At 34.5% G+C, this 23,046-nt stretch carries 23 protein-coding genes; 3 read left to right on the top strand and 20 right to left on the bottom strand.

The window, feature by feature from the left end; translation table 11 throughout:
• Positions 1-9 precede the first annotated feature (9 nt).
• From BM253_RS12925 to BM253_RS12840, 18 genes are all read right to left on the bottom strand, one after another.
• Positions 10-471, bottom strand: a complete 462-nt coding sequence (locus BM253_RS12925; RefSeq protein WP_143095661.1) for an acyltransferase — start codon at positions 469-471, stop codon at positions 10-12.
• Complete coding sequence (locus BM253_RS12920) at positions 468-1,874, bottom strand: hypothetical protein (protein ID WP_091525083.1); 1,407 nt, start codon at positions 1,872-1,874, stop codon at positions 468-470. The genes BM253_RS12925 and BM253_RS12920 overlap by 4 nt, the downstream gene beginning before the upstream one ends.
• On the bottom strand, positions 1,871-2,986 hold the full coding sequence (locus BM253_RS12915; protein ID WP_091525079.1) for a cupin domain-containing protein: 1,116 nt from the start codon (positions 2,984-2,986) through the stop codon (positions 1,871-1,873). The genes BM253_RS12920 and BM253_RS12915 overlap by 4 nt, the downstream gene beginning before the upstream one ends.
• A 70-nt stretch (positions 2,987-3,056) precedes the next feature.
• Positions 3,057-3,674 carry a hypothetical protein gene (locus tag BM253_RS12910; protein WP_091525076.1) on the bottom strand — a complete coding sequence of 206 codons (618 nt, stop codon included), beginning with the start codon at positions 3,672-3,674 and terminating at the stop codon, positions 3,057-3,059.
• Positions 3,675-3,788: 114 nt separating this feature from the next.
• Positions 3,789-4,757, bottom strand: a complete 969-nt coding sequence (locus tag BM253_RS12905; protein WP_091525073.1) for a carbon-nitrogen hydrolase family protein — start codon at positions 4,755-4,757, stop codon at positions 3,789-3,791.
• Between the two features lie 50 nt (positions 4,758-4,807).
• Positions 4,808-5,281 (bottom strand): DUF1572 family protein, encoded by a 474-nt coding sequence (locus BM253_RS12900; protein ID WP_091525071.1) that lies wholly within the window; start codon positions 5,279-5,281, stop codon positions 4,808-4,810.
• A gap of 15 nt (positions 5,282-5,296) precedes the next feature.
• Positions 5,297-5,770, bottom strand: coding sequence for a hypothetical protein (locus tag BM253_RS12895; protein ID WP_091525067.1), 474 nt, complete (start codon positions 5,768-5,770; stop codon positions 5,297-5,299).
• Between the two features lie 3 nt (positions 5,771-5,773).
• A complete protein-coding gene (locus tag BM253_RS12890) occupies positions 5,774-6,193 on the bottom strand; it encodes an acyl-CoA thioesterase (RefSeq protein ID WP_091525064.1) in 420 nt (139 codons plus the stop codon).
• Between the two features lie 36 nt (positions 6,194-6,229).
• Positions 6,230-7,810: an AMP-binding protein gene (locus BM253_RS12885; RefSeq protein ID WP_091525060.1), complete on the bottom strand. Its 1,581-nt coding sequence runs from the start codon at positions 7,808-7,810 to the stop codon at positions 6,230-6,232.
• A 58-nt stretch (positions 7,811-7,868) separates the two neighbouring features.
• The gene (locus tag BM253_RS12880) at positions 7,869-10,160 is read right to left on the bottom strand and encodes an oxidoreductase (RefSeq protein WP_091525057.1); all 2,292 of its coding nucleotides are present in this window, start codon (positions 10,158-10,160) and stop codon (positions 7,869-7,871) included.
• A complete protein-coding gene (locus BM253_RS12875; RefSeq protein WP_091525054.1) occupies positions 10,157-10,765 on the bottom strand; it encodes a flavin reductase family protein in 609 nt (202 codons plus the stop codon). Before BM253_RS12875 ends, BM253_RS12880 begins: the two co-directional genes overlap by 4 nt.
• A gap of 109 nt (positions 10,766-10,874) precedes the next feature.
• A complete protein-coding gene (locus BM253_RS12870; RefSeq protein WP_091525052.1) occupies positions 10,875-11,177 on the bottom strand; it encodes a type II toxin-antitoxin system RelE/ParE family toxin in 303 nt (100 codons plus the stop codon).
• Positions 11,159-11,401 (bottom strand): hypothetical protein, encoded by a 243-nt coding sequence (locus BM253_RS12865; protein ID WP_091525050.1) that lies wholly within the window; start codon positions 11,399-11,401, stop codon positions 11,159-11,161. Before BM253_RS12865 ends, BM253_RS12870 begins: the two co-directional genes overlap by 19 nt.
• A gap of 63 nt (positions 11,402-11,464) precedes the next feature.
• Positions 11,465-12,274, bottom strand: a complete 810-nt coding sequence (locus BM253_RS12860; protein WP_143095660.1) for a DUF4249 domain-containing protein — start codon at positions 12,272-12,274, stop codon at positions 11,465-11,467.
• A 1-nt stretch (position 12,275) separates the two neighbouring features.
• Positions 12,276-14,648, bottom strand: coding sequence for a TonB-dependent receptor (locus BM253_RS12855; RefSeq protein ID WP_091525045.1), 2,373 nt, complete (start codon positions 14,646-14,648; stop codon positions 12,276-12,278).
• Between the two features lie 22 nt (positions 14,649-14,670).
• Positions 14,671-15,072, bottom strand: a complete 402-nt coding sequence (locus tag BM253_RS12850) for an NUDIX hydrolase (protein WP_091525042.1) — start codon at positions 15,070-15,072, stop codon at positions 14,671-14,673.
• Positions 15,073-15,145: 73 nt separating this feature from the next.
• On the bottom strand, positions 15,146-17,368 hold the full coding sequence (locus BM253_RS12845; RefSeq protein WP_091525040.1) for an NADP-dependent isocitrate dehydrogenase: 2,223 nt from the start codon (positions 17,366-17,368) through the stop codon (positions 15,146-15,148).
• 239 nt (positions 17,369-17,607) lie between these two features.
• The gene (locus BM253_RS12840) at positions 17,608-17,997 is read right to left on the bottom strand and encodes a DUF1573 domain-containing protein (RefSeq protein ID WP_091525037.1); all 390 of its coding nucleotides are present in this window, start codon (positions 17,995-17,997) and stop codon (positions 17,608-17,610) included.
• 192 nt (positions 17,998-18,189) lie between these two features.
• On the opposite strand from BM253_RS12840, the gene BM253_RS12835 reads away from it, so the two are divergent.
• On the top strand, positions 18,190-20,823 hold the full coding sequence (locus BM253_RS12835) for a valine--tRNA ligase (protein ID WP_091525035.1): 2,634 nt from the start codon (positions 18,190-18,192) through the stop codon (positions 20,821-20,823).
• A 72-nt stretch (positions 20,824-20,895) separates the two neighbouring features.
• Here the strand turns inward: BM253_RS12835 and BM253_RS12830 are convergent, their stop codons facing one another.
• Both BM253_RS12830 and msrA read right to left on the bottom strand, forming a co-directional pair.
• A complete protein-coding gene (locus BM253_RS12830) occupies positions 20,896-21,201 on the bottom strand; it encodes a hypothetical protein (protein WP_091525032.1) in 306 nt (101 codons plus the stop codon).
• Positions 21,202-21,245: 44 nt separating this feature from the next.
• Positions 21,246-21,791 (bottom strand): peptide-methionine (S)-S-oxide reductase MsrA, encoded by a 546-nt coding sequence (gene msrA / locus BM253_RS12825; protein ID WP_091525030.1) that lies wholly within the window; start codon positions 21,789-21,791, stop codon positions 21,246-21,248.
• 113 nt (positions 21,792-21,904) lie between these two features.
• On the opposite strand from msrA, the gene BM253_RS12820 reads away from it, so the two are divergent.
• Both BM253_RS12820 and BM253_RS12815 read left to right on the top strand, forming a co-directional pair.
• Positions 21,905-22,567, top strand: coding sequence for an ABC transporter ATP-binding protein (locus BM253_RS12820; protein WP_091525027.1), 663 nt, complete (start codon positions 21,905-21,907; stop codon positions 22,565-22,567).
• A gap of 15 nt (positions 22,568-22,582) precedes the next feature.
• On the top strand, positions 22,583-23,005 hold the full coding sequence (locus BM253_RS12815) for a DUF2750 domain-containing protein (RefSeq protein WP_177205784.1): 423 nt from the start codon (positions 22,583-22,585) through the stop codon (positions 23,003-23,005).
• Positions 23,006-23,046 lie beyond the last annotated feature (41 nt).

Here is a 23,046-nt window from a genome sequence, read left to right as displayed (position 1 = left end):
AAGAATTATTTATTCTTCTAAGATAGGAAATTTAATTTTTAATAATTGATAAATGTAATCTGTAGTAAAAAATGAAAAACAAAGTATTAATATGTTTGATGTTGCACGGAATATCCACTTCTTAGTTGAAAAATCTTGCCTTACAAATTTACTTATTAAAACAAATAATGCCATAATTAAAAACCAAATAGAAAAAAATATTGATAATTTTCCACGCACTATTGTTGTAACAAGATCATGAATCATTCCGCAAAATACAAAGGTTGCTACTAAGGAAATTGATGCAGGAACTACCTTTTTTAATGGTTTGTAAATTTTTATTCCTAAGTAATATCCAAAAATAGGATTCCAATAGTTCCAGAATAGTGCAAAATTTTTAGCGCCTAATGAACGATACAAATTGTTTCTAAGCGAATTTGAACTGCTCATTGACACACCGTTTCGTTTTTTTACATATTCTTGTAAGGTCATTTAATTATCAAGTCTTTTATTTGTTCGATTAGCTCAGATTGTTCAACAACTGTCATTGAAGTTATATCATTTGTGAAGAATACAGGGAAATTTGTACCATTCAAAATGTAACTTTCATTTGATTCACTATTAGGATTTACCCAACGGTCTGCACCAAAAATTAAATCTTTGCAATAATCACTAAAAAAGAAAATAGCAACAGGCTTAATTTTTAATATGGTTTCGTATGTTAGTTCAAGTTGTTCACGAATGAAATTATGGTCTGAATTTAATAATAAATCTCTATTGTCTTCACGAGCATAAAGCAAATTTATATGTGTGTAACCTTTACTTATTTTGTTTGCAAAAAACTCTAATGCTTTAAAATATTCTGGTGCGTTAGGAAGTTGATAAAAACTTCCGTACATCAAAGAATTTTCATCATTACTTTTTATAAAAGTATTGTCATCTGATGGATTGTAAGATGGATTGATACCAACGAATAGAATACTATCATTTACTCCGTCTGCTGAAAAAATAGGTTTTCTATTGATGATTTGAGTATTTATTTTTCCGTTGTATTTATTCCAAATTTCAGATAGTCTTTTTTCTATTCGTTCATTCTCGTTTAAGTCGAAAAACACAGATTCTTCAACAACATTGTCTTCTATGATTATTGTATCCTCTATATTATTTGTTTCTTGAACTTTTATTTCTTCTTGAATGTATCTAACATTTGTTGTTTTAGCTGTGTCTTTTTGTTGATTACGTTCGTAATATTTATAACCAAATATAGCTATTACAATAAGTGCTATTGGTCCAAAAATAATAGTGAAAAATCCTTCGGCAATTAGGAAAATACAAAATACAGCAAATATTAAGGAAGCAATTATTAGTAAAGCTATGTTCTTTTTAAAAAATCTTTTCTTTTTAAAGTCCTTGATGTTTTTTTCAAAATATTCTAATTGCGAGTGATTTGAGTCAATTGATTTTAAACGTATAAAAGTCTGATTGTATTTTTCTAACAATGCTTCATTATACTTATTTCTAATTTTTCCTTCTTCGGTATTATATTGCCATTTGTTGGTTTTGATTTGAATAGTTAATTCTGATAATAAATCAACAACTTGTTCTACATTATTGGGAATTTTAATAGAAGAAAGAGAATCAACATTTTGAAGTACGGCAGTATCAATTACAAGTAATTGTTCCTTTTGTCTTAATTTATCTTCAAGTCTAATTTGGGTTAATCTTTGTTGATGAAAATTATCCTCTTGTATTCTTTGTTGATTTAATTTTTGTTGTCGTCTGCTTTCAGCTCTTCGATAAGGTGTTGCGTGTCCGTCTCCGAAAATGACATTACTAACCCATTTTCCCGTATTCTTTCCAAGTTCTCTTTCAAAAGATTTCCCAAATAAACTCATAAGTTATTTTCAATTTGATTCCCACCATCATCCTCATAAACTTTTTCCTGATACAAGCCTAAACCTTCAATAACAGGTAAATCGTTAAATGAAAATAAGCAAGCGTCTTCGGTTTCCGAAAGGTTGTGATGTTCGTGCCAAGCCCAACTTGGAACACAGAAAATATCGCGCTCTTTCCAATCAAAACGTTTTCCGTTAATGATAGAATATCCTTTACCTTTTGCGCATTGATACACGAAAGATCCAGTATGTTTGTGTGCCTTTCCCTTAAAACCTTTTGGCAGTAATTGAATAGAAGCTCCCATGGTTTGCATTACATGACCACCTGTTAGCGGATTGCTGTACTGCATAATAATTCCATCAAAACTATTTACATCATTCACTTTTTCGGCTTCTAAAAGGGCAGGGTAAACGGTTCTCCAAGAATATTTAAACAACGGAGAATATGGTTTGTTCCATTCTTTATCAGGAGGAATCAACCCTGTACCACTATACGTCATTGGCGACTGATTTAACGGAGCGGTTAATTCTTGCTTGCCATCGTAAACCGCATAATCGTTCGCTTCCAAGGCATTTACCAACGGAATGTCTAAACCGTCTTGCCAAATGCAGGTTTTTCCACCTTCTTCTACGCCATGTTCATGCCATGTTGAGTTTGGTGTGATGACAAAATCGTTAACTTCTAACATAATTTTATTACCATCGACAACCGTGTAGCCTTTTTCGCCTTCCATAATAAAACGCAATGCTGATGCCTTGTGGCGATGAGCGGATGTGCTTTCGCCCGGGCGTGTAACCTGAATGCCGGTGTACAACCAACCTACGGCTGCCGAAACATCTTTGCGGTTATCGTTTACCAAATAAACCACACGGCGACCGGCTTGCTCGGGTGTAACTAATTCAGAAGATTTTAAAACCAAATGTCTTAAATCTTCGTATTTCCAAAGCATTGGGATTGATTTACTTTTTGGCTCCCAAGGTTCAATATCGTTGGCAACCGTCCATAAAGCGCCGGCACCTAATGTTTCTAATTCTTTGTAATAAGCTTGCAATTCGGGTGAATCCTGAACTCGAGCTCTTCCTAATTGATCGTCTGAATGGTTTTCGTTCATGGTTTTTTATTTTATTTTCCAACTCCTAACTCCGACAGAGTTCAAAACTCTGTCGGAGTTAGAGTGTTAATTATTCGATTATCAAACTGTTTATTTCACTTAAATTTTGTTCTTGATCATGATATTGGATAAAATTTTCAAGATCACCGTAATATTCTATTACTTCTTGTCTTTTTAGTTTTGTTGGTCTATCGGATAGTATTGTGCCATAAGAACTCCAAGGATAATTGTTTATGTTCGCAGTAAAACCATGAAAGACAGGGTTGTTATGAATATAAAAAATCAAATTTTGAAAATATTTCTCTGATTCTATCAACTTTCGCTCAAACGGTCTTTCAAACAAACTGCCAGTTCGGTTGAATTTTTTGTTTACAGCTTGCGTGTAAGCATTGAACAAATAGCCAAATTGGTTTGAAGGGTTAAAATCTTTTGGTTTTTCAATGGTTGAGTATTCTAATTTTTCAAAATCAATTTCACTATCAGTTTTTATATACACCAACACATGAAAATGGTTTTTAAGCAAGCACCAAGCAAAAGTATCAGCAATAGGCGAAATATATTTGTCATACAGTCGTAAGAAATGATAATAACTTTCATTATCAAAAAATACATCAATACCATTGTTACCACGATTGTAAATGTGGTAATAACGTCCTTTTGCAAGTGGTATTGGTTTGTATGATTTCATGCTGTTTTTTCTCCAACTCCGACAGAGTTCAAAACTTTTAGTTTATTTTTATTATTCACTCTAACTCCGACAGAGTTCAAAACTCTGTCGGAGTTAAATTAATTAAATTACATTTTATTCTTTCGAATGATCTACAAACGTAATTTTTCGGGTAGGAGCAACGTTTACTCGTAAATCAAAAATATCAAAGCGGTTGTAATGCCCTAAAATATCGTGCATTTGTTTTGGTTGGATACATTTTGATAAATCAATATCAGCATACACAATTCCTTCTTCATCAATTAAAGGCTCACCAATTACGGCTCCGTTTGGACCGATAAACCCAGAAAAAGCACTGTTTTTTCGATCTAATAATTCATCTATATTAGGAACATCGTTTCGCAAAGCATCTTTAATTTCCTGTGAAATGGTTGAACATGAAACAATGGTAAACAATTTTCCTTCAAACGAATGCGCGGCAGCACGAATTTTAATCGCTTCTGCCATATTGTAATCGGGTGGGGCAACCGGTAACGAAATATAATTGGCAATGTGGATCAATTCGCCTTGAGAAAGTAACGTAAATCGAGCCAATGTGTTGGTGTTTTCGCCACAAGCTAAAGTTCCAACCGGACCAACTTCGGTATCATATACTTTTAACGAAGATCCATCGCCACTTGTCCAAGTTAGTTTTTCTGCCCATGTTGGCACTAATTTTCGGTGCTTTCCTATTACATTTCCGTTATTGTCAATAATTAAATTGGTGTTGTAAATTTCTCCATAACTATCGCCACGTTCGTTAATTCCAATGACAATATTCATATCGAAATCTTTTGCTGCTTTGTACAGTTTCAGCATAGCTGTATCGTTAACAGCAACCGAGTTTTTATACAATTCTTCGTACCATTTGCTGCCTTGAACGGGTGTCATAATCCAGTTCCAATAAGGATATCCGGCAATGAAAACTTCAGGAAATGCGATTAATTTAGCTCCGTTTTCATGTGCTTCTTTTATGAATGAAATGGCTTTATCAATTGTTTTTTCTACATTTAAAAAAACAGGTGCGGTTTGAACCGTTGCTGCTTTAAATTTTTTAAATTCCATAATAATATTGTATTAAGATTGGAGTATTAAGTATTAAGACATCTGGAAACTTATTTATCTTGTAATAACATTTTCTTTATAAGCACAATTTGACCTAAATGATAATAACTGTGTTCGATCATTGCTTCGATGTTTCTATGATAAGTTCCATATTTTTCATCAACAAAAACCGAATTTAATTTATCATCGTTCATTGCTTCAACTTTTCGAGCAAATTCTTCAGCATCATTCCAAAATCGATTTAAAAACAAATTCCATTGTTCTTGAGATTCAACCGGAGGAAAATCAAAACTAAATTGATCTTTTATATCTAACGTTCCTCCATTAAAAACATTCAGTACTCCTGAAACATAATAATGTATATGTTGCGCTAAAACGGCAATGGTGTTTAACGAATCTATTTTCTTGGTAGCAATTTTCCAATTTAATCCAGCCAACTGATCTTTAAAATTGGTATTGGCGATCCAGGTTCCGTTGAGGATTACTTCACGAAACCGATTAGCTATTTGAAGAGATTGACTCATGTTCAATTAATGATTTTAAATTTTTCTACGATTTTCTCTTAAGATTTCAATCCAATTATTTGTTTCAGATATTAATTCAGATTTGTTCTTTTCCGTTTTGAGGGAAATTGGATATACAGACATGTTTATTAGACGAGAAGCTGAACAAGTTGAATAAGAGTAAAAATATTTTTTCTTTTTAATTTCATTAAGATAAAAAATATATCTTCCTTTTTCTCTCGGAATTGTGAAACAACAATTTGTGTAACCATTCTCGTCAGTAACTGTACCTCTAATTATTTTATCCTTTTTTTCTCCTTTAAGAACTTCAATAACTTTAATTTTATAATTTTCACCTGTTTTTACAACATCTCCAATAATTACAAAATCACTATATTTATAACTCCTCTCGTCAAAATGTCTTAAATCCGATTGACCACAGTCACAAGCGAAAAGTCTTGATGTACTTATGAATAAAAGTAATGTAATAAAAACAGAAATTCTTTTCATAGTTTACAATTGATATTTCTCAATTTTCGCTTTCACTTCGTCATTAAAAGCTTCGGCTTTAATTGTTTTTCTATCTTCGGCAATGGCAACATTTACCAAGGTAACTTCGCCTTCTAAAACTGTTTTTTCTTGCTGATTGATAAATTGAAAACCGCAAATTACCGATGAACTTTTTAATTCTTTAACCCATAATTTTTTGGTTAGAATTTCGCCAATTCGGGCCGCATTTTTAAACTGAACCTTTAAATCAACCGTAGGAATTCCGTTGGTTTCATGGATTTTAGAAAAAGGTCGGTCTAATGCTTCGTCAAACCAATCTTCAACCAAATCGTTCAGCATTTCTAAAAAACGTGGATAAAAAACAATTCCTGCAAAATCGGTATGTCTAAAACGTATTTGTTCTTCTTTTATAAAATAACTCATTATATGTGTCTTAATACTTAAATCTAAAATCTTATATTACTTCAACTTAAAACGCTGAATTTTACCTGTTTCGGTTTTGGGCAACTGGTCAAGAAAATTAATAACCCGCGGATATTTATACGGAGCTGCATTTTCTTTAAACCAGTTTTGAATGTTTTTAGCCAATTCTGTTGATGCATTTGCCTGATTTTTTAAAACGATATTAGCACAAACCAACATGCCGCGTTCTTCGTCTGGCAAGCCAACAACTGCACATTCTAAAATTTCGTCATGAGTAAGTAGCACACTTTCAACTTCAATTGCAGCGATATTGTAGCCCGATGAAATAATCATATCGTCGCCACGCGCCACAAACCAAAAATAACCATCTTGATCCTGCTTAAAAATATCGCCTGTGATATTCCAACCGTTTTCAACATATTCCTGTTGCTTTTCAGGTCGGTTTAAATATTTACAGCCGGTAATTCCACGAACAGCCAATCTGCCTGGAGTATTATGTGGAACATCGTTTCCGTTTTTGTCGATGATTTTCGCTTCGTAACCAGTAATGGCAATTCCGGTTGATCCCGGTTTCATATTTTCTTGGTTCGATGAGATAAAAATATGAAGCATTTCGGTAGCGCCAATTCCATCGATAATTTTTAAACCGGTTGCATTGTACCAATCTTCCCAAATTTTTAATGGAAGTGTTTCACCTGCCGAAATACATCTTCGTAAACTCGACAAATCATAATCTTTAGATTTCTCCGTAAGAATACGCCAAGCTGTGGGAGCCGTAAAACAAATGGTAATTTTTTCGTTCTGAATGACTTCTAAAAGTACATCCGGACTTGGTTTTTCTATCAAAAAAGAACTCGCTCCAAAATACATCGGAAACAAAACCAAACCGCCCAAACCAAAAGTAAATCCAATTGGCGGACTGCCTGTAAAAATATCATTTTCGGTAGGTTGTAACGAATAATTTGGGAACGCTTCACAAATATTCAGAATATCTTTATGATAATGCGCCGTCATTTTAGGATTTCCGGTTGTGCCCGAAGTAAAACCTATTATCGCAACATCATCTGCTTTAGTGTTATAATTTTGAAACGTTTTTGGTTTCGATTGCATTAATTCATCAATAGAACCATTTCTGTAAAAAGAAACCGATTTTAAAAAGTCTGATTTTACCAGATTCATTTCATCTGCCAACGAACTATCACAAATTACATGCGAAATTTCTGCACAATCAATCAACGTTTTTAATTCTTTTGATCGAAGTAAAGGCATGGTTGCAACTACAATTCCACCGACTTTTAGAACGGCAAACCAGCACGCAACCATCATAGGGTTGTTACACGAGCGTAACAAAACACGATTGCCGGGCTGCAAACCTAAATCATCAACCAAAACATGCGCAATCTGATTTGCTTTTTCAAACAAATCGTTATACGTCCATGTTTCGCCAAATGTTTTTAAACATACGTTTGAACCTTTTGCGTTGGTAATGTGATCGTCTAAAAGACGCTCCACACAATTCAAATTTTCAGGTCTTTGGAATTGTGATAAATCCAAGAAAGCATATTTAGGATGTAAGTCCAAACTCGGTAAGCTGTTTTGCGCGAAATTGTCTTTCATATTTTTATAATGTCTTAACTCTGACAGAGTTTCAAACTCTGTCAGAGTTGTAAAAGGTTTATTTTTTATTACTTTTTGGTTTTAAAGCCTTCTTCATACGTTCGGTTTGTTTTCTTTCAGAAATTGTTGAACTGTACAAATTTTCTATTCCTTTTTGATATTGATTCGGAATATCTGCAATAGTAATTTGTTCGTAAGCTTGGGCTTTTCTAACAAAATAAGGATCTAACAACAACGGTTTTCCAAGAGCAACTAGGTCGGCTTTTCCACTTAAAATAATCGTGTTGATTTGATCGATATCTGTAATAGTTCCCGTGGTAATCGTTGGAATATCAGCAGAATTTCTAACCATATCAGAGAACGGAACCTGCCACATTCTGCCAGTTTTAGGGTTTTGATTTTCAACTGTATTTCCTGTTGATACATTAATGATATCGGCACCTGCTTTTTTAAATTCCGAAGTTATAAAAAGAACATCTTCTTGCGAAATGCCATTTTCAGCCCAATCAGTAGCCGAAATGCGGACAGATATTGGTTTTTCTGATGGGAAATTTTCTCGAATGGCATTAAAAACCTGTAACGGAAAACGCAAACGGTTTTCTACAGATCCGCCAAAATCATCTGTTCTATTATTGGTTAAAGGAGATAAGAATGATGCCAATAAAAAGCCGTGATGTGCTTGTAATTCAATCATATCAAAGCCTGCTTTTTCTGCATTTTTAGCAGCATTAGCAAACTGATTGATTACATTTTGCATATCATTTGCAGTCATTTCTTTTGGAGCGGCCATTTTATCATTAAACGCAATTGCAGATGCCGAAAGTAATTCCCAAGCATTATCGATTGGTTCGTTTGTACCTTCCCAAGGTTTTTTAACAGCACCTTTTCTACCTGAATGTCCTAATTGAATTCCGATTTTTGTTGCCGTATGTTCATGAACAAAATCAGTAATCTTTTTCCACTCAACAACTTGTTCTTCATTATAAATTCCTGCACAACCCAACGTAATTCTTCCGTTGGCATCAACCGCTGTCATTTCGGTCATTATCAAACCTAAACCGCCAATTGCACGTGAAGTATAATGCTGAAAATGCCAGTTATTTACTAAACCGTTGTTTGCTGAATACTGCCCCATAGAACTCATCACAATTCTGTTAGAAAGTTCTAAACCACGCAATTTATAGGTAGAAAAAGCGGCTGCGTTTGTGTTGTTATTATGTTGTTGGTTGAATTCTTGTAATACTTTGTCGGTGTATGATTGATCTCTTAATTTAAGATTTTCATAGGTAACTTTTTTAGATCGAGTCATACATCCGAATGAAAACTGATAGAAGGGATATTTTTCGTATCGATTCATATTTTCAAACCATTCCAACGAAACCGATGCAGCGTATTGAATCATTTCAACCGGATTTTTTCTAGTTTTCTCGTATTGCTGAAACGTATTTTGAACGTTATCCGGATTTGCCATCAACGCATCGAACAAACCAATAGCGCAATCCATTGCCAGTTTTGTACCCGAACCTATTGAAAAATGTGCAGTTGCTTTGGCATCGCCCAATAAAACAATGTTGTTATGATACCAGTTTTTGTTGGTTACGTGCGGAAACTGTCGCCAATGCGATTTGTTAGTAATCAATGGATGTCCGTCCAATTCGTCTTTAAATATTTCGGAAAGTTTAGCTACGGTATCCGTTTCATTTTCCACTTCAAACTGCAGGTTTTTCCAAGTTTCATCGGTACATTCAAAAATCCACGTGCTCATTCCTTCTTCATATTGATAGGTGTGTGCAACTATGATTCCGTAAGGTGTTGTTCTAAAAAAATAGGTAAAAGCATCTAACGGTTTGGTAGATCCCATCCATACAAATCGGTTTGATTTTAACTGGATATTCGTACCAAATTCGTTTTGAAACTGGGTACGGATTCCGCTTCCAATTCCATCTGCAGCAACAATAATATCTGAATCGTTAAACTGCGAAAGATCATCAATGTTTTGTTCAAAATGTAATTTTACACCTTCTTCTTCGCAACGCTGATGCAGTAATTTAAGCAAGGTTTTACGCGAACAACCGCAAAATCCGTTACCGGCAATGCTTACTTCTTGTCCGTCACGAGCCACAATAATATCGTCCCAATAGGCAAATTTGCTGCGAATTAGTTCGTAAGACTGCATGTCGCGTTTTAAAAATTCGCCCAAAGTTTCATCGGAAAATACTACACCAAAACCAAAACTGTCTTCTGGTTTGTTGCGTTCGTACACGTTAATTTCCCAATAGGGCATTGCTTTTTTGGTTAAGATTGAAAAATAGAGTCCGCCCGGACCACCGCCTATAACCGTTATTTTCATAGATTTCGTTTTATTGAGAAAGTTTCGCCCAGTTTGCTGTAATTAGATCCGGCTAAACGGGCAACAGGTTGGTATTTGTCTAAATTTATTCGGTAATTTTCCAGAAGAATGTCGTCGGAAATGTGTATCATGAGTACTTTACCAATAACTACACATGCACCGCCATTTTTATGATCTTCCAGAAAATAATGATGCACCATTTCGCATTCAAAATGGGCTTTTGCTTCGGCAACTCGTTTAGGTTTAATCAATTCGCAAGAGATAGGCGTAAGGTTTGCCAGCTGAAATTCATCAACAGCATTTTCTACCGCGTTAGACGTAGTGTTCATTTCTACCACCACCTCTTCGGTAACCAAATTCACGGCGAACTGTTTGTTTGCCAAAACATTGTTTAAGGTATCTTTATTTTTATCGCCTGTACGAACGGTTGAAAACATCACATGTGGCGGATCTTCGCCCACAACATTAAAGAACGAGAAAGGAGCAAGATTGTTAATTCCGTTTTCATCAACAGTAGAAATCCAGCCAATTGGGCGCGGAATTACCAAACCTGTCAATAATTTATATAAAACACCAGAATCGGTATCTTTTACAGAAATTTGCATAAAAAAATGTAGTTTACACAAATAACGTAAAAAATATTTATAATGCTGATTTTTTTTAGATATTAATGAGTTATTTTACGGTGTATGTATAGTGATTTCTTTTGATTATTTATAGAAGTTTTGCAAGATCAGCCGGGTTTTGACGATTATCCCAAAATGCAGTAATGAAAATTTTAGAATCGGTTATTTTATAGTAAATGCTAAAATTTCCCATAGCTGCTTCTCGGGTGTCTAAATGGTTTGTAAGTTTTCCTGCATACGGATTTTTTAAGATCAGTTCAATACGTTTCTTAATAAGCTGTATGAGTTTTTCGGCATAAAGAGTCGATTGATTTCGAATGATCCAATATTTTAAGATTTCACGACGTTGCTTAATTGCAGTTTCAGTCCAAATTACAGACCTTTTAGCCATTCTAAATCCATTTTATCTAATTCTTCTTGAGAAACAATGCGGTTATTCTTTATATCGTCTTCACTCATGTTCAACATTAATAACTGATCTTCTGAAAGTTGTATGGCATCGTTTTCAACAGAACTTTTACTGATTAATTTATAAAGCGCATTTAGATATTCTTTATTAGATATTGTAAGTAATTTATCTATAATATTATTTCTGATGTTATCGGCTGTATCCATAATCGAATAATTTATAACAAAGGTTGTAAATTTATTTCAAAGTTCAAAATTGCATAAAATCAATTACTTAACGGTGTACGTATAGTGATTTCGTTTAGCGATATGAAAATATCCCAATGCAAAATTTGATTGATTTGTTTGGTTTACGATGTTTCCTTTTATGGTTCCCATTGGACTTGAAAACGGATTACCGCTTTCGTTTGCAATAGACAATAATTTTGACAAATACTGATAATATTGCTTGCTGATTGAGGTTAGGGAATGATTCAACGCATCGCCCGGTTTTAAATCTTCTTTATCAAAAAAATATAAATCGTTCATGATGTTTCCGTTTGTGAATTGATCGTCGGTTACACCAAAATAATTATCAACAGGCGAAATCATTTGTACCAGATAATAGTTTTCTTCGTTGGCATTATCCTGAAAATTAAATGCGATTTCATACGAATCTCCACCAAAACCGCCGTCGTCTTTTTGATCTACATTCAAAATTTCTGGCGATGCTAATAGGGTAGAATTTGCTGTATAGGTTTCGTTATTGTACACAACGGTTAACTCGTAATTTCCGCCAATTTCGGGTTGAAAAAGCTCATTGGTGAAATCACCGTTTCCAATACTTGCAAACTGATAAACCGTATTGCTGTCCGTATCTTTAATAGAAACTTCGGCATTATTGACCGTTGGAAAAACTCCCGAATAAAAATCGGTTGTGGTAGAAAGATGTATTTTGTTGTAATAGCTTTCGTCTGCAAAAAGATTTCCTTCAATAACCAAACGCGGTATGTTTTTATCAAAATCAAGCGTAATATCTTCTTCGCAGCTCACAAAAAGCAAACTGCAAACAGTAGCGAATATGTAAAGTAACTTTTTCATGTTAAAATTTAAAATTATAGGTAACACTTGGCACAATTCCAAAAATAGACAGTTTGGTGGTTTCGGTCATAGTATTAGAATCTTCAACTGATCTAAAACTAATCGACGCTGCGTTTTTACGATTATACACGTTGTAAATTCCAAAAACCCATTCGCTTTGCCATTTGCGGTTCTCGTTTTTAGTTGGCGTGTAGGTTGCCGAAATATCTAAATGGTGAAAAGCCGGCATGCTGTAATTGTTTCGTTTGTTGTAGTTTGGTACCTGCACGCCTAAAAATTCGTATTTTCCGTCGGGATAGGTTACTGGTCTTCCTGATTGCAGAGTAAAACTTGCGTTGAAATTCCATTTTTTACTGAAATCATACGTAGCAACAATTGATAAATCGTGTAAACGATCGTGCGGGGTTCTATACCATTCGCCGTTGTTAATACCGGTTTCTTGCGGCGTTCTACCAGGCGTTTGCTGCATACTTTTTGCAATGGTGTAGGCAACCCAACCTGTTAATTTTCCTTCGTTTTTTCTGAATAAAAATTCCAAACCGTAAGCCTCGGTTTTTCCATTTAAAAGAACTTGCTCAATGGCACGGTTTCCTATTAAATCGGCACCATCAATATAATCCAAACGATTTTTACCTAATTTAAAGTACGATTCAATTTCTAACGAATATTTATTGTCACTTAAGTTTTGAAAATATCCAACGGCATACTGATCCACAATTTGCGGTTTTACATACGGTCCGCTTGGTTCCCAAATATCTAACGGAGTTGCCGATGTGGTGTTTGAAATTAAATGAACATACTGTGCCATGCGGTTGTAGCTCATTTTCACCGATTGATCGTCGGTTAATTTCACTGAAACAGCCACACGCGGTTCAAAATTATCAAATTGGCTTATGCTTTTGTTTTTACCGTAATATTTTGTGCCGATCGGGACTGCTTTTTCATACGTATCGGTTTGCTGATTGTAAACCACCGGATTATTGTTCTCATACAAATTGATGTTTTCTTCGCCCAAACGGTTAAACATACTGTATCGTAAGCCGTAATTTACCGATAAAAACGAATTAATTTCTTGTTCGGCTTCTATAAAAATGGCATTTTCCCAAGCATATTTATGCGGAATTTGAAACGGATTTACCTGCGAATCAGGTTTGCTAGGCTCCATCGTGCCCGGATTGAAATTATAGTACAAACTGCTGATTCCGTATTTTAAAGAAAATTCATCGTTGATCTGATGATTGATTTTATAATTGAAATCATAGTTTTTAATGCCAGAATCCCAACTGAAACCAACAAAGTTTAATGTCAATCCATAATAATAATCAGAATATCTTACCGAAGCTTCGCTGTTTATTTTTGATGAATATTTGCTGTTCCAAGTTAAATTGGCAACGGTGTTTCCGAATTTATTATCAAAACTATCATTGAATTTAAAAATATCTCTTCCAAAATATCCGGTAAAGTACAACTGATTTTTATCGTTCATTAAATAACTCCACTTGGTATTTAAATCGTAAAAATAAGCCGAACTTTTAATATCTGTAAGCTTTAAAAACAAATGCGCATACGATGCACGACCTGCAAACAAATACGATAATTTATCTTTAATAACAGGACCTTCAACCATTAATCTGCTCGATAAAAGTCCTATTCCTCCAGTCGCTTTATGATCTTTGTAATCGCCTTCTTTCTGATTGATTTCTAAAACTGATGAACCACGACCGCCGTATCGAGCAGGAATTCCGCCTTTGTACAGTTTGATATTGCTAACGGCATCGTTATTAAAAACCGAGAAAAATCCGTATAAATGCGAAGACCCGTAAACCGAAGTTTGATCTAACAACAATAAATTTTGATCGGATCCGCCACCGCGAACGTTAAAGCCCAATGTTCCTTCGCCCGAATTTACAACTCCCGGCAATAACAAAATAGTTTTTAAAATATCGGTTTCACCCAAAACCACCGGAGCTTTTTTAATTTCGGCAGCGGTAAGCTTATTAACGCTCATTTCGGGTTTGCGAATATTGATTTTGTTCGATGTTGTGATAACGATTTCATCTAAAGAATTATCGTCGGGCTGCAAAGAAATATTCTGAACCACATCTTTTGTAAGATCGATTTTTTGCGAAACGTATTCAAATCCTTCCACATAAACCGAAAGTTGATAAGTTCCGCTTGCTGCCATTAATGAATAATTTCCAGAATCATCGGTCTGTAAAACTTGTTCTTGATCATCTAAAGTAATGGTTACGCTTGTTAATGCCAAAGGCGTATTGTTTTTAGCTTGCGTTATTTTGCCTGACAATTTTTGCGGTTTTTGAGCAAAAGAAAAACTAGAAACCAGCAATGATAATACTACGAGTGTCTTTTTCATAAAGTTTTTAAAATGTATGGCACTATAAAGATAGCCATTTGGGTTGAACTAATTCTTTAGCTAAATGAGCCCAGTTGTATTCTTGATAATTATTTTTGTTCATCCACACAAATTTATCAATTTCATTTGCTATCACCGGTTCAAAAAAGTAGGGCAGATGTAACCAATAAACGTAACCATGTACCATTGTATTGTGTTCGTTTACGGCTTTTGTTTGGTGCGATCCTAAAAAAGTTAACTGCTGAGGTTGAATTTCTAAACCAATTTCTTCTTTAGCTTCACGAATTATGGTTTCGATATCATTTTCATCCTCTTGAATTTTACCACCGGTTAACTGATAAAATTCTGAATTTTTCTTACAAACCAAAAGCAGTTCTTTGTTAGGATTGATAATGGCAACCGATGCTATATGTAAGGTTTTCATGGTGATATAACTGATTTGACATCATAAAAAAACCGTCGTGAATTCGACGGTTTTTGTGTATGTAAATTATGAATTATCCTAATTTAGAAACAATTGCATTTAACGTTGCAGACGGACGCATAGCTTTTGATGTTAAATCAAAATCTGGTTGGTAATAACCTTTAATTTCTTGGGCTTTACCTTGTGATCCTATCAATTCTTCGTTAATTTTAGCTTCGTTAGCTGTCATTTCTTGTGAAATTGGAGCGAATAAAGCTGCTAAATCTGCATCTTTTGTTTGCGCTGCCAAAGCTTCTGCCCAATACATTGCCAAGTAAAAATGAGAACCACGGTTATCGATTGTTCCTAATTTTCTTCCCGGAGATTTATCTGTAGCCAAGAATTTTTCTGTAGCAACATCTAAAGCATCTGCTAAAACTAATGCTTTCGGGTTGTTTTGTGTTTGCGATAAATGCTCTAAAGAAGCTCCCAACGCTAAAAATTCACCTAACGAATCCCAACGTAAATAACCTTCTTCAATAAATTGCTCGATATGTTTTGGAGCCGATCCACCTGCACCGGTTTCAAACAATCCGCCACCGTTCATTAAAGGAACAATTGACAACATTTTAGCCGATGTTCCTACTTCTAAAATAGGGAACAAATCGGTTAAGTAATCACGTAAAACGTTTCCTGAAACAGAAATAGTGTCTTCGCCTTTACGAATTCTGTCTAAAGAAAATTTACAAGCATCAACCGGAGCCAAAATGCGAATATCTAATCCTGTAGTATCAAAATCTGGTAAATATTTGTTTACTTTTTTAATGATTTCTCTGTCGTGCGCACGGTTTTCATCTAACCAGAAAACTGCCGGAGTTGCAGATAAACGTGCACGGTTTACCGCCAACTTAACCCAGTCTTGAATAGGTGCGTCTTTAGTTTGGCACATACGGAAAATATCGCCTATGGCAACTTGCTGCTCCATAAATACATTTCCTTCAGCATCAACAATACGAATAGTTCCTTCTGCATCTGCTTGGAATGTTTTATCGTGCGAACCGTATTCTTCTGCTTTTTGAGCCATTAATCCAACGTTAGGAACAGATCCCATTGTTTTAGGATCTAATGCGCCGTTTGCTTTACAATCATCGATAACCACCGTGTAAATTCCTGCGTAAGATCTATCTGGAATCAATGCAAATGTATCTTGCTGTTTACCTTCTTTATTCCACATTTGACCCGAAGTACGAATCATTGCCGGCATAGAAGCATCGACAATAACATCAGATGGTACATGTAAATTGGTAATTCCTTTGTCAGAATTTACCATTGCCAAAGCCGGTCCGTTTGCAATTGCAGCATCAATCGCCGCTTTAACGTCAGCTTCTTGAGCGTTTCCTGCAATTTTACTGTATAATTCGCCTAATCCGTTGTTTGGATTGATGTTTAATTCGTTGAATAAATCTGCAAATTTTGTAAAAACGTCTTTAAAATATACTTCAACAATAGCTCCGAAAATAATAGGATCCGAAACTTTCATCATTGTCGCTTTTAAGTGCGCAGACAATAATACACCTGCCGCTTTAGCCTCTGCAATTACATCCGCAACAAAGCCTTTCAACGCAGTAATGCTTAATACAGATGAATCGATAACTTCGCCTGCTTTTAATGGCGATAAACCTTTTAACTCTTTTACAGAACCGTTTGTTCCAACAAATTCTATTTTAAATTGAGAAGCATTTTCAACAGTAACAGATTTTTCTGTTCCGTAGAAATCTCCACTTTTCATGTGAGCTACTTTTGTTTTAGAATCTGCAGACCAAGCTCCCATGGAATGCGGGTTTGCTTTAGCATAATTCTTAACAGCTTTTGGAGCACGACGGTCAGAATTTCCTTCACGTAAAACAGGGTTTACCGCTGATCCCAATACTTTTGCATAAGCAGCTTTTATTGCTTTTTCGTCGTCGTTTGTTGGATCTGCAGGATAATTTGGTACTGCAAAACCATGTGCCTGCAATTCTGAAATAGCAGCGGTTAACTGCGGAATTGAAGCTGAAATATTTGGCAATTTAATGATGTTAGCTTCAGGTGTTTTTGCTAATTCACCTAATTCTGCCAAAGCATCACCAATTTTTTGATTTTCTTTTAAGAATTCAGGAAAGTTTGCTAAAATTCTTCCTGCCAACGAAATATCGCGTGTTTCCATTTCGATACCGGCTGGTGCAGTAAAAGCTTTAACAATAGGTAAAAATGAATAAGTTGCCAACATTGGCGCTTCATCTGTTAATGTGTAGATAATCTTAGATTTTGACATTATGATAAGATTTATTAAAATCGGAATTAAAATTTGCTTACAAATATAATAAATACACTTTTATTTTTTGGTGTGTTAACCGATAATGATGTAAGAATTAGTAATTTGATAATTCGGTAGTAGCACTATTGCAGAACTAATAAAATAATTGTTTAAAAAAGTATATTTAGCACAAATGTGAGTATTGTATAAAACAAAAAAGGTTGTTCGTTTAGAACAACCTTTTTATCAATAGTAATTTTTTAACTTTCTACCACTTTACCTTTAATGTATAAAGCTACGCTTCCACCAGGTACGTTTGTTGCATTTGATTCAACCGTAATAGTCTTAGAAATAGGACCTGGGTTCATGTTGTATCTTACTTCAATTTTGTCAGATTTTCCTGGCATAATTGGCTCTTTTGGCGGAGCAGGTACTGTACAACCACAAGAAGAACGCGCCGCAGTAATTACTAAAGGCTCATCTCCTGTATTTGTGAACTCAAAAGTTCTTACACCACTATCAACACCTTTAACAACAGTACCGTAATCGATCGTGTTGTTTTCAGCTTTAAACTCAATTTTTGGACCAGTTTGTGCGTATGAAGCAGCTCCAACTAATGTCATCGCTACTATTCCTAAAAATTTTTTCATTGTTTCAATTAATTTTAATTATGTAAATTTAATTAGTTTCAAATGAAATCCAAACAATATTCATTTTTTTTGCATTTCGTTATGAAATTTTCAAAACCTGTGCCAAACTTAACAATTTTAAAATTAGTGAACTAAATTTTAAAGATTATTGTATTTTTGTTTTTTTATCACACGATTTAAACAGTAAAATATATGACAATTCCTGCACAGTTTGATGCAAAACAAGTTGAAGCCAAGTGGTACGACTATTGGATGAAAAACAACTATTTTCGTTCAACACCAGATCATAGAACTCCTTATACTATTGTAATTCCACCACCAAACGTCACGGGGGTTTTACACATGGGGCACATGCTGAACAACACCATTCAGGATGTCTTGATTCGTCGTGCACGTTTAAAAGGTTTCAATGCTTGCTGGGTTCCGGGAACAGATCACGCGTCTATTGCTACCGAAGCTAAAGTTGTTGCCAAATTAAAGGCAGAAGGAATTAATAAAAACGATTTATCGCGTGAAGAATTTTTAAAACACGCTTGGGAATGGACCGATAAATATGGTGGAACTATTTTAGAGCAGTTAAAAAAACTAGGCGCTTCATGCGATTGGGAACGTACAAAGTTTACAATGGACGATGAATTGTCTGCTGCAGTTATAAAATCGTTTGTTGATTTATATAATAAAGGAATGATTTATCGTGGTTACCGCATGGTTAACTGGGATCCGGAAGCAAAAACTACCTTGTCAGACGAAGAAGTAATTTACGAAGAACGCCAAGGGAAACTGTATCATTTAAAATATCAGATCGAAGATACAAACGATTTTATTACCATTGCTACCACGCGTCCCGAAACTATTTTGGGCGATTCTGCAATCTGTATCAACCCGAACGATGAACGTTACACACATTTACGTGGAAAAAATGCTATTGTGCCTATTGCAAACCGAGTAATTCCTATTATTTTCGACGAGTATGTTGATATGGAATTTGGTACAGGTTGTTTAAAAGTTACACCTGCGCACGATGTGAATGATAAAGAGTTGGGCGAGCGTCATAATTTAGAAATCATCGATATTTTTAACGATGATGCTACTATGAACGATTTAGGCTTACATTATAAAGGTAAAGATCGTTTTGTGGTTCGCGAAGAAATTTCTAAAGAATTAGAAACAATCGGTGCTTTAGAAAAAGTAGAGAATCACTTGAACAATGTTGGAACTTCTGAACGAACAAAAGCGGTAATCGAACCAAGATTATCAGATCAATGGTTTCTTAAAATGGACGATTTGATTAAACCTGCAATCAAAGCCGTTTTAGAAACCGAAGAAGTTAAACTGTATCCAAGCCGTTTCAACAATACGTACCGTCATTGGATGGAAAATATCCGCGATTGGAATATTTCGCGTCAGTTATGGTGGGGGCATCAAATTCCTGCATATTATTATGGTAGCGGGAAAGAAGATTTTGTGGTTGCCGAAACCATTGAAAAAGCTGTTGAATTGGCTCAGCAGAAAACCAATAACTTACAACTTACAGCTAAAGACTTGATACAAGATGCCGATGCTCTGGATACATGGTTTTCGTCTTGGTTATGGCCAATGTCGGTTTTTGATGGAATTGTGAATCCTGATAATGAAGAATTCAAATATTATTATCCAACAAATGATTTGGTTACCGGTCCGGATATTTTATTTTTCTGGATTGCCCGAATGATTATTGCAGGATACGAGTTTACAGGCGAAAAACCTTTTACAAACGTATATTTAACAGGAATTGTACGTGATAATCAACGCCGTAAAATGTCTAAATCGTTAGGGAATTCTCCTGATCCGTTAGATCTGATCGAGAAATTTGGAGCCGATGGTGTTCGTTGCGGATTGTTGTTGTCATCATCTGCAGGAAACGATATTTTGTTCGATGAAGAATTGTGCAATCAAGGAAGAGCGTTTACAAACAAAATCTGGAATGCCTTTAGATTGATTCAAGGTTGGGAAGTATCAGAAACGATTCCACAGCCCGAAGCATCAAAAGTTGCGGTAGCTTGGTACGAAGCCAAATTACAGAAAACCTTGGCTGAAATTGAAGATCATTTTGAAAAATACCGAATTTCTGATGCCTTAATGGCAATCTATAAATTGGTTTGGGACGATTTCTGTTCGTGGTTCTTGGAAATGATAAAACCGGGATATCAACAACCAATTGATGCTGTAACGTTTAAAGCGGCGACAGAAATGTTGGAAGCGAACTTAAAATTACTGCATCCGTACATGCCGTTTTTAACCGAAGAAATTTGGCAACATATCGCGGAGCGTTCAACAGAAGATGCGTTAATTGTATCAACTTGGCCGGAAATTAAATCGTTCGATCAGCAATTGATTACCGATTTTGATTTTGCAAGCGAAGTAATTGCTGGGATCAGAACCATTCGTAAAGACAAAAATATTTCGTTTAAAGAAACAATCGATTTAAAAGTGTTGAATAACGAAAACGCTTCTAAAACTTTTGATGCCGTTATTGAAAAATTAGGAAATGTTGCGAGTTTAGAATACGTGAACGAGCAGGTTTCAGGTGCGTTATCGTACCGTGTAAACTCAAACGAATATTTTATTCCAATTTCAGGTTCGGTAAATATCGAAGAAGAAGTTAAAAAGTTAGAAGAAGAATTAAAGTATTTACAAGGATTTTTACGTTCGGTACAAGGAAAATTATCAAACGAAAAATTCGTAAGCGGCGCACCGGAACAGGTAATTGCAAACGAGCGCAAAAAAGAAGCCGATGCTTTGTCTAAAATTGCAACTATTGAACATTCTTTAAAAGGATTGAAATAATCTCTCTTTTATATAACAAAAATCCTCTCAAATAAACTGCCCCCAAAAAGTAAAAACTATTTGGGGGCTTTTTTATTTGTTGTTCTTAATTACATAGGTATAAATCCAAGTTAGGGTAAAGGTTGGTATAAAATCCAATCCGGGTAAGGCTTCTTCAACAAAAGATATAATACCGCCAATTGTTCCTATTTTACCTTTATACATGGTTTTGAGTAATATTGCCGAGATTGGTGCCCAAATAACATCTGCAAATTCTCCTAGAAACGGAATTGCAAACGAAAGTGTTCCAATAAAATCAAACAATAAGCCTAAAAACAGTAATCGATATTTATTTTTATCGGTAACATTTGTTTCTGGCTGAACTACAATTTCATTCATTTTAAATAATTTAACTATTTAATAGTTAGCAAAGTATGTGCCAATTATTTAGTGACATACTCCTGAAAAAACTTTTCGAATTTCTTCACTTTAGGCGAAATAACCATGGCACAATATGATTTTTCCGGATTATTGTTAAAATAATTTTGATGATAATTTTCTGCGAAATAAAATGTTGTAGCTTCGGTTACTTTTGTAACAACACGTTTTTCAAAGATATTTTCTTCATTTAATGTTTTTACAAATAGTTCCGCTTGTTCTTTTTGATCTTTTGTCGTGTAAAAAATTTCGCTTCTGTACTGCGTTCCAACATCACTTCCTTGTCGGTTTAATGTAGTAGGATCGTGTGTTGCAAAAAAAACTTCTAACAATTCCTGATAGCTTACTATCTTATTATCAAAAATAATTTCAATAGCTTCAGCATGATCTGTTAACCCAGTACAAACATCTTCATAAGTCGGATTTTCGGTTTTTCCGCCGATATATCCTGGTTTTACTTCTTTTACTCCGTTAATTTTCTGAAAAATGGCTTCAGAACACCAAAAACATCCATTCGCAAAAATGGCAGTTTCATTTTTATTTGAATCCATACGGTTAGATTAGTTTTGTTTTAATGATTAAATTTAAAATTACGATTAAAAAAAGTGCCATTTATATTATTTAACTAAAAGTTTAAGTAAATTCGTTTTGTAAATTTACAAGTATGATTAAAGCTGAAAATATAAGTAAACAATTTAATGGTTTAGAAGTTTTAAAGAATGTTTCTTTAGAAATTAAAAAAGGTGAAATTGTTGCCATTGTTGGATCGTCTGGTGCCGGTAAAACAACTTTACTGCAAATTTTAGGAGTTTTAGATGACCCCGAAAAGAATACAAACGCCAAACTAACCATAAATGATACCGATGTTTTAAGTTTGAAGGATCAGCAATTAGCTGCATTTAGAAATAAAAATTTAGGTTTTATTTTTCAGTTTCATCAGTTATTGCCAGAGTTTACCGCTTTGGAAAATGTTTGTATTCCCGCATTTATTTTAGGAAAATCAAAAACCGAAGCCGAAAAAGATGCGAAAGAACTTTTAGATTATTTGGGGTTAAGCCACAGAATAAATCATTTTCCGTCGGAATTATCTGGTGGAGAACAACAACGCGTTGCAGTTGCCAGAGCTTTAATTAATAAGCCTTCGGTAATTTTTGCCGATGAACCTTCGGGAAATTTAGATACCAATTCAGCAGAAAATTTACATGAATTATTCTTTAAACTGCGCGATAATTTCGGACAAACGTTTGTAATTGTTACGCATAACGAAGAATTGGCGAATTTGGCAGATCGAAAATTAGTAATGAGCGATGGTAAATTTATCGTTTAACTTTAATAAATTATAGTGGTAGAAAATTTTATAGACAATATAATTAAAAACAATAAGGTTTTTGTAATTGAATTTAAAGACGAAATTGCGATATCGCAATCATTGTTGTTTAAAGACGATGCAGGAAACCCGGTAAATGTTGTTTGTTTTTGGTCCAACAGGCAAACAGCTGCAAAATGTTGTATTGATGATTGGCAGAATTACAAACCACAAGAAATTTGTATTGCTACATTTATTGAAGATTATTTGGTAAATGTTTACAATGAAAGCTTTATTGCTGGTTTAGATTTCAATGAAAAAATGGAAGGGATAGAAGCAGATCCGTTAGATTTGATATTAGAATTGGTAAAATCGCTTAAGAAAAATAAGATCAATTTAGAATTTGAATATTTCAAGAATTTAACCGATTTAGAAAATCAGATTCAAAAATTACTATAAAACAACAATCACACAATAATACATCAACTAAATTAGCAGAA

Source organism: Paenimyroides ummariense, from assembly GCF_900115115.1.
Classification (GTDB): Bacteria; Bacteroidota; Bacteroidia; order Flavobacteriales; family Flavobacteriaceae; genus Flavobacterium; species Flavobacterium ummariense.
Note: the sequence above shows the minus strand (reverse complement) of the source record. Positions and strands in the feature narration are given on the sequence as shown.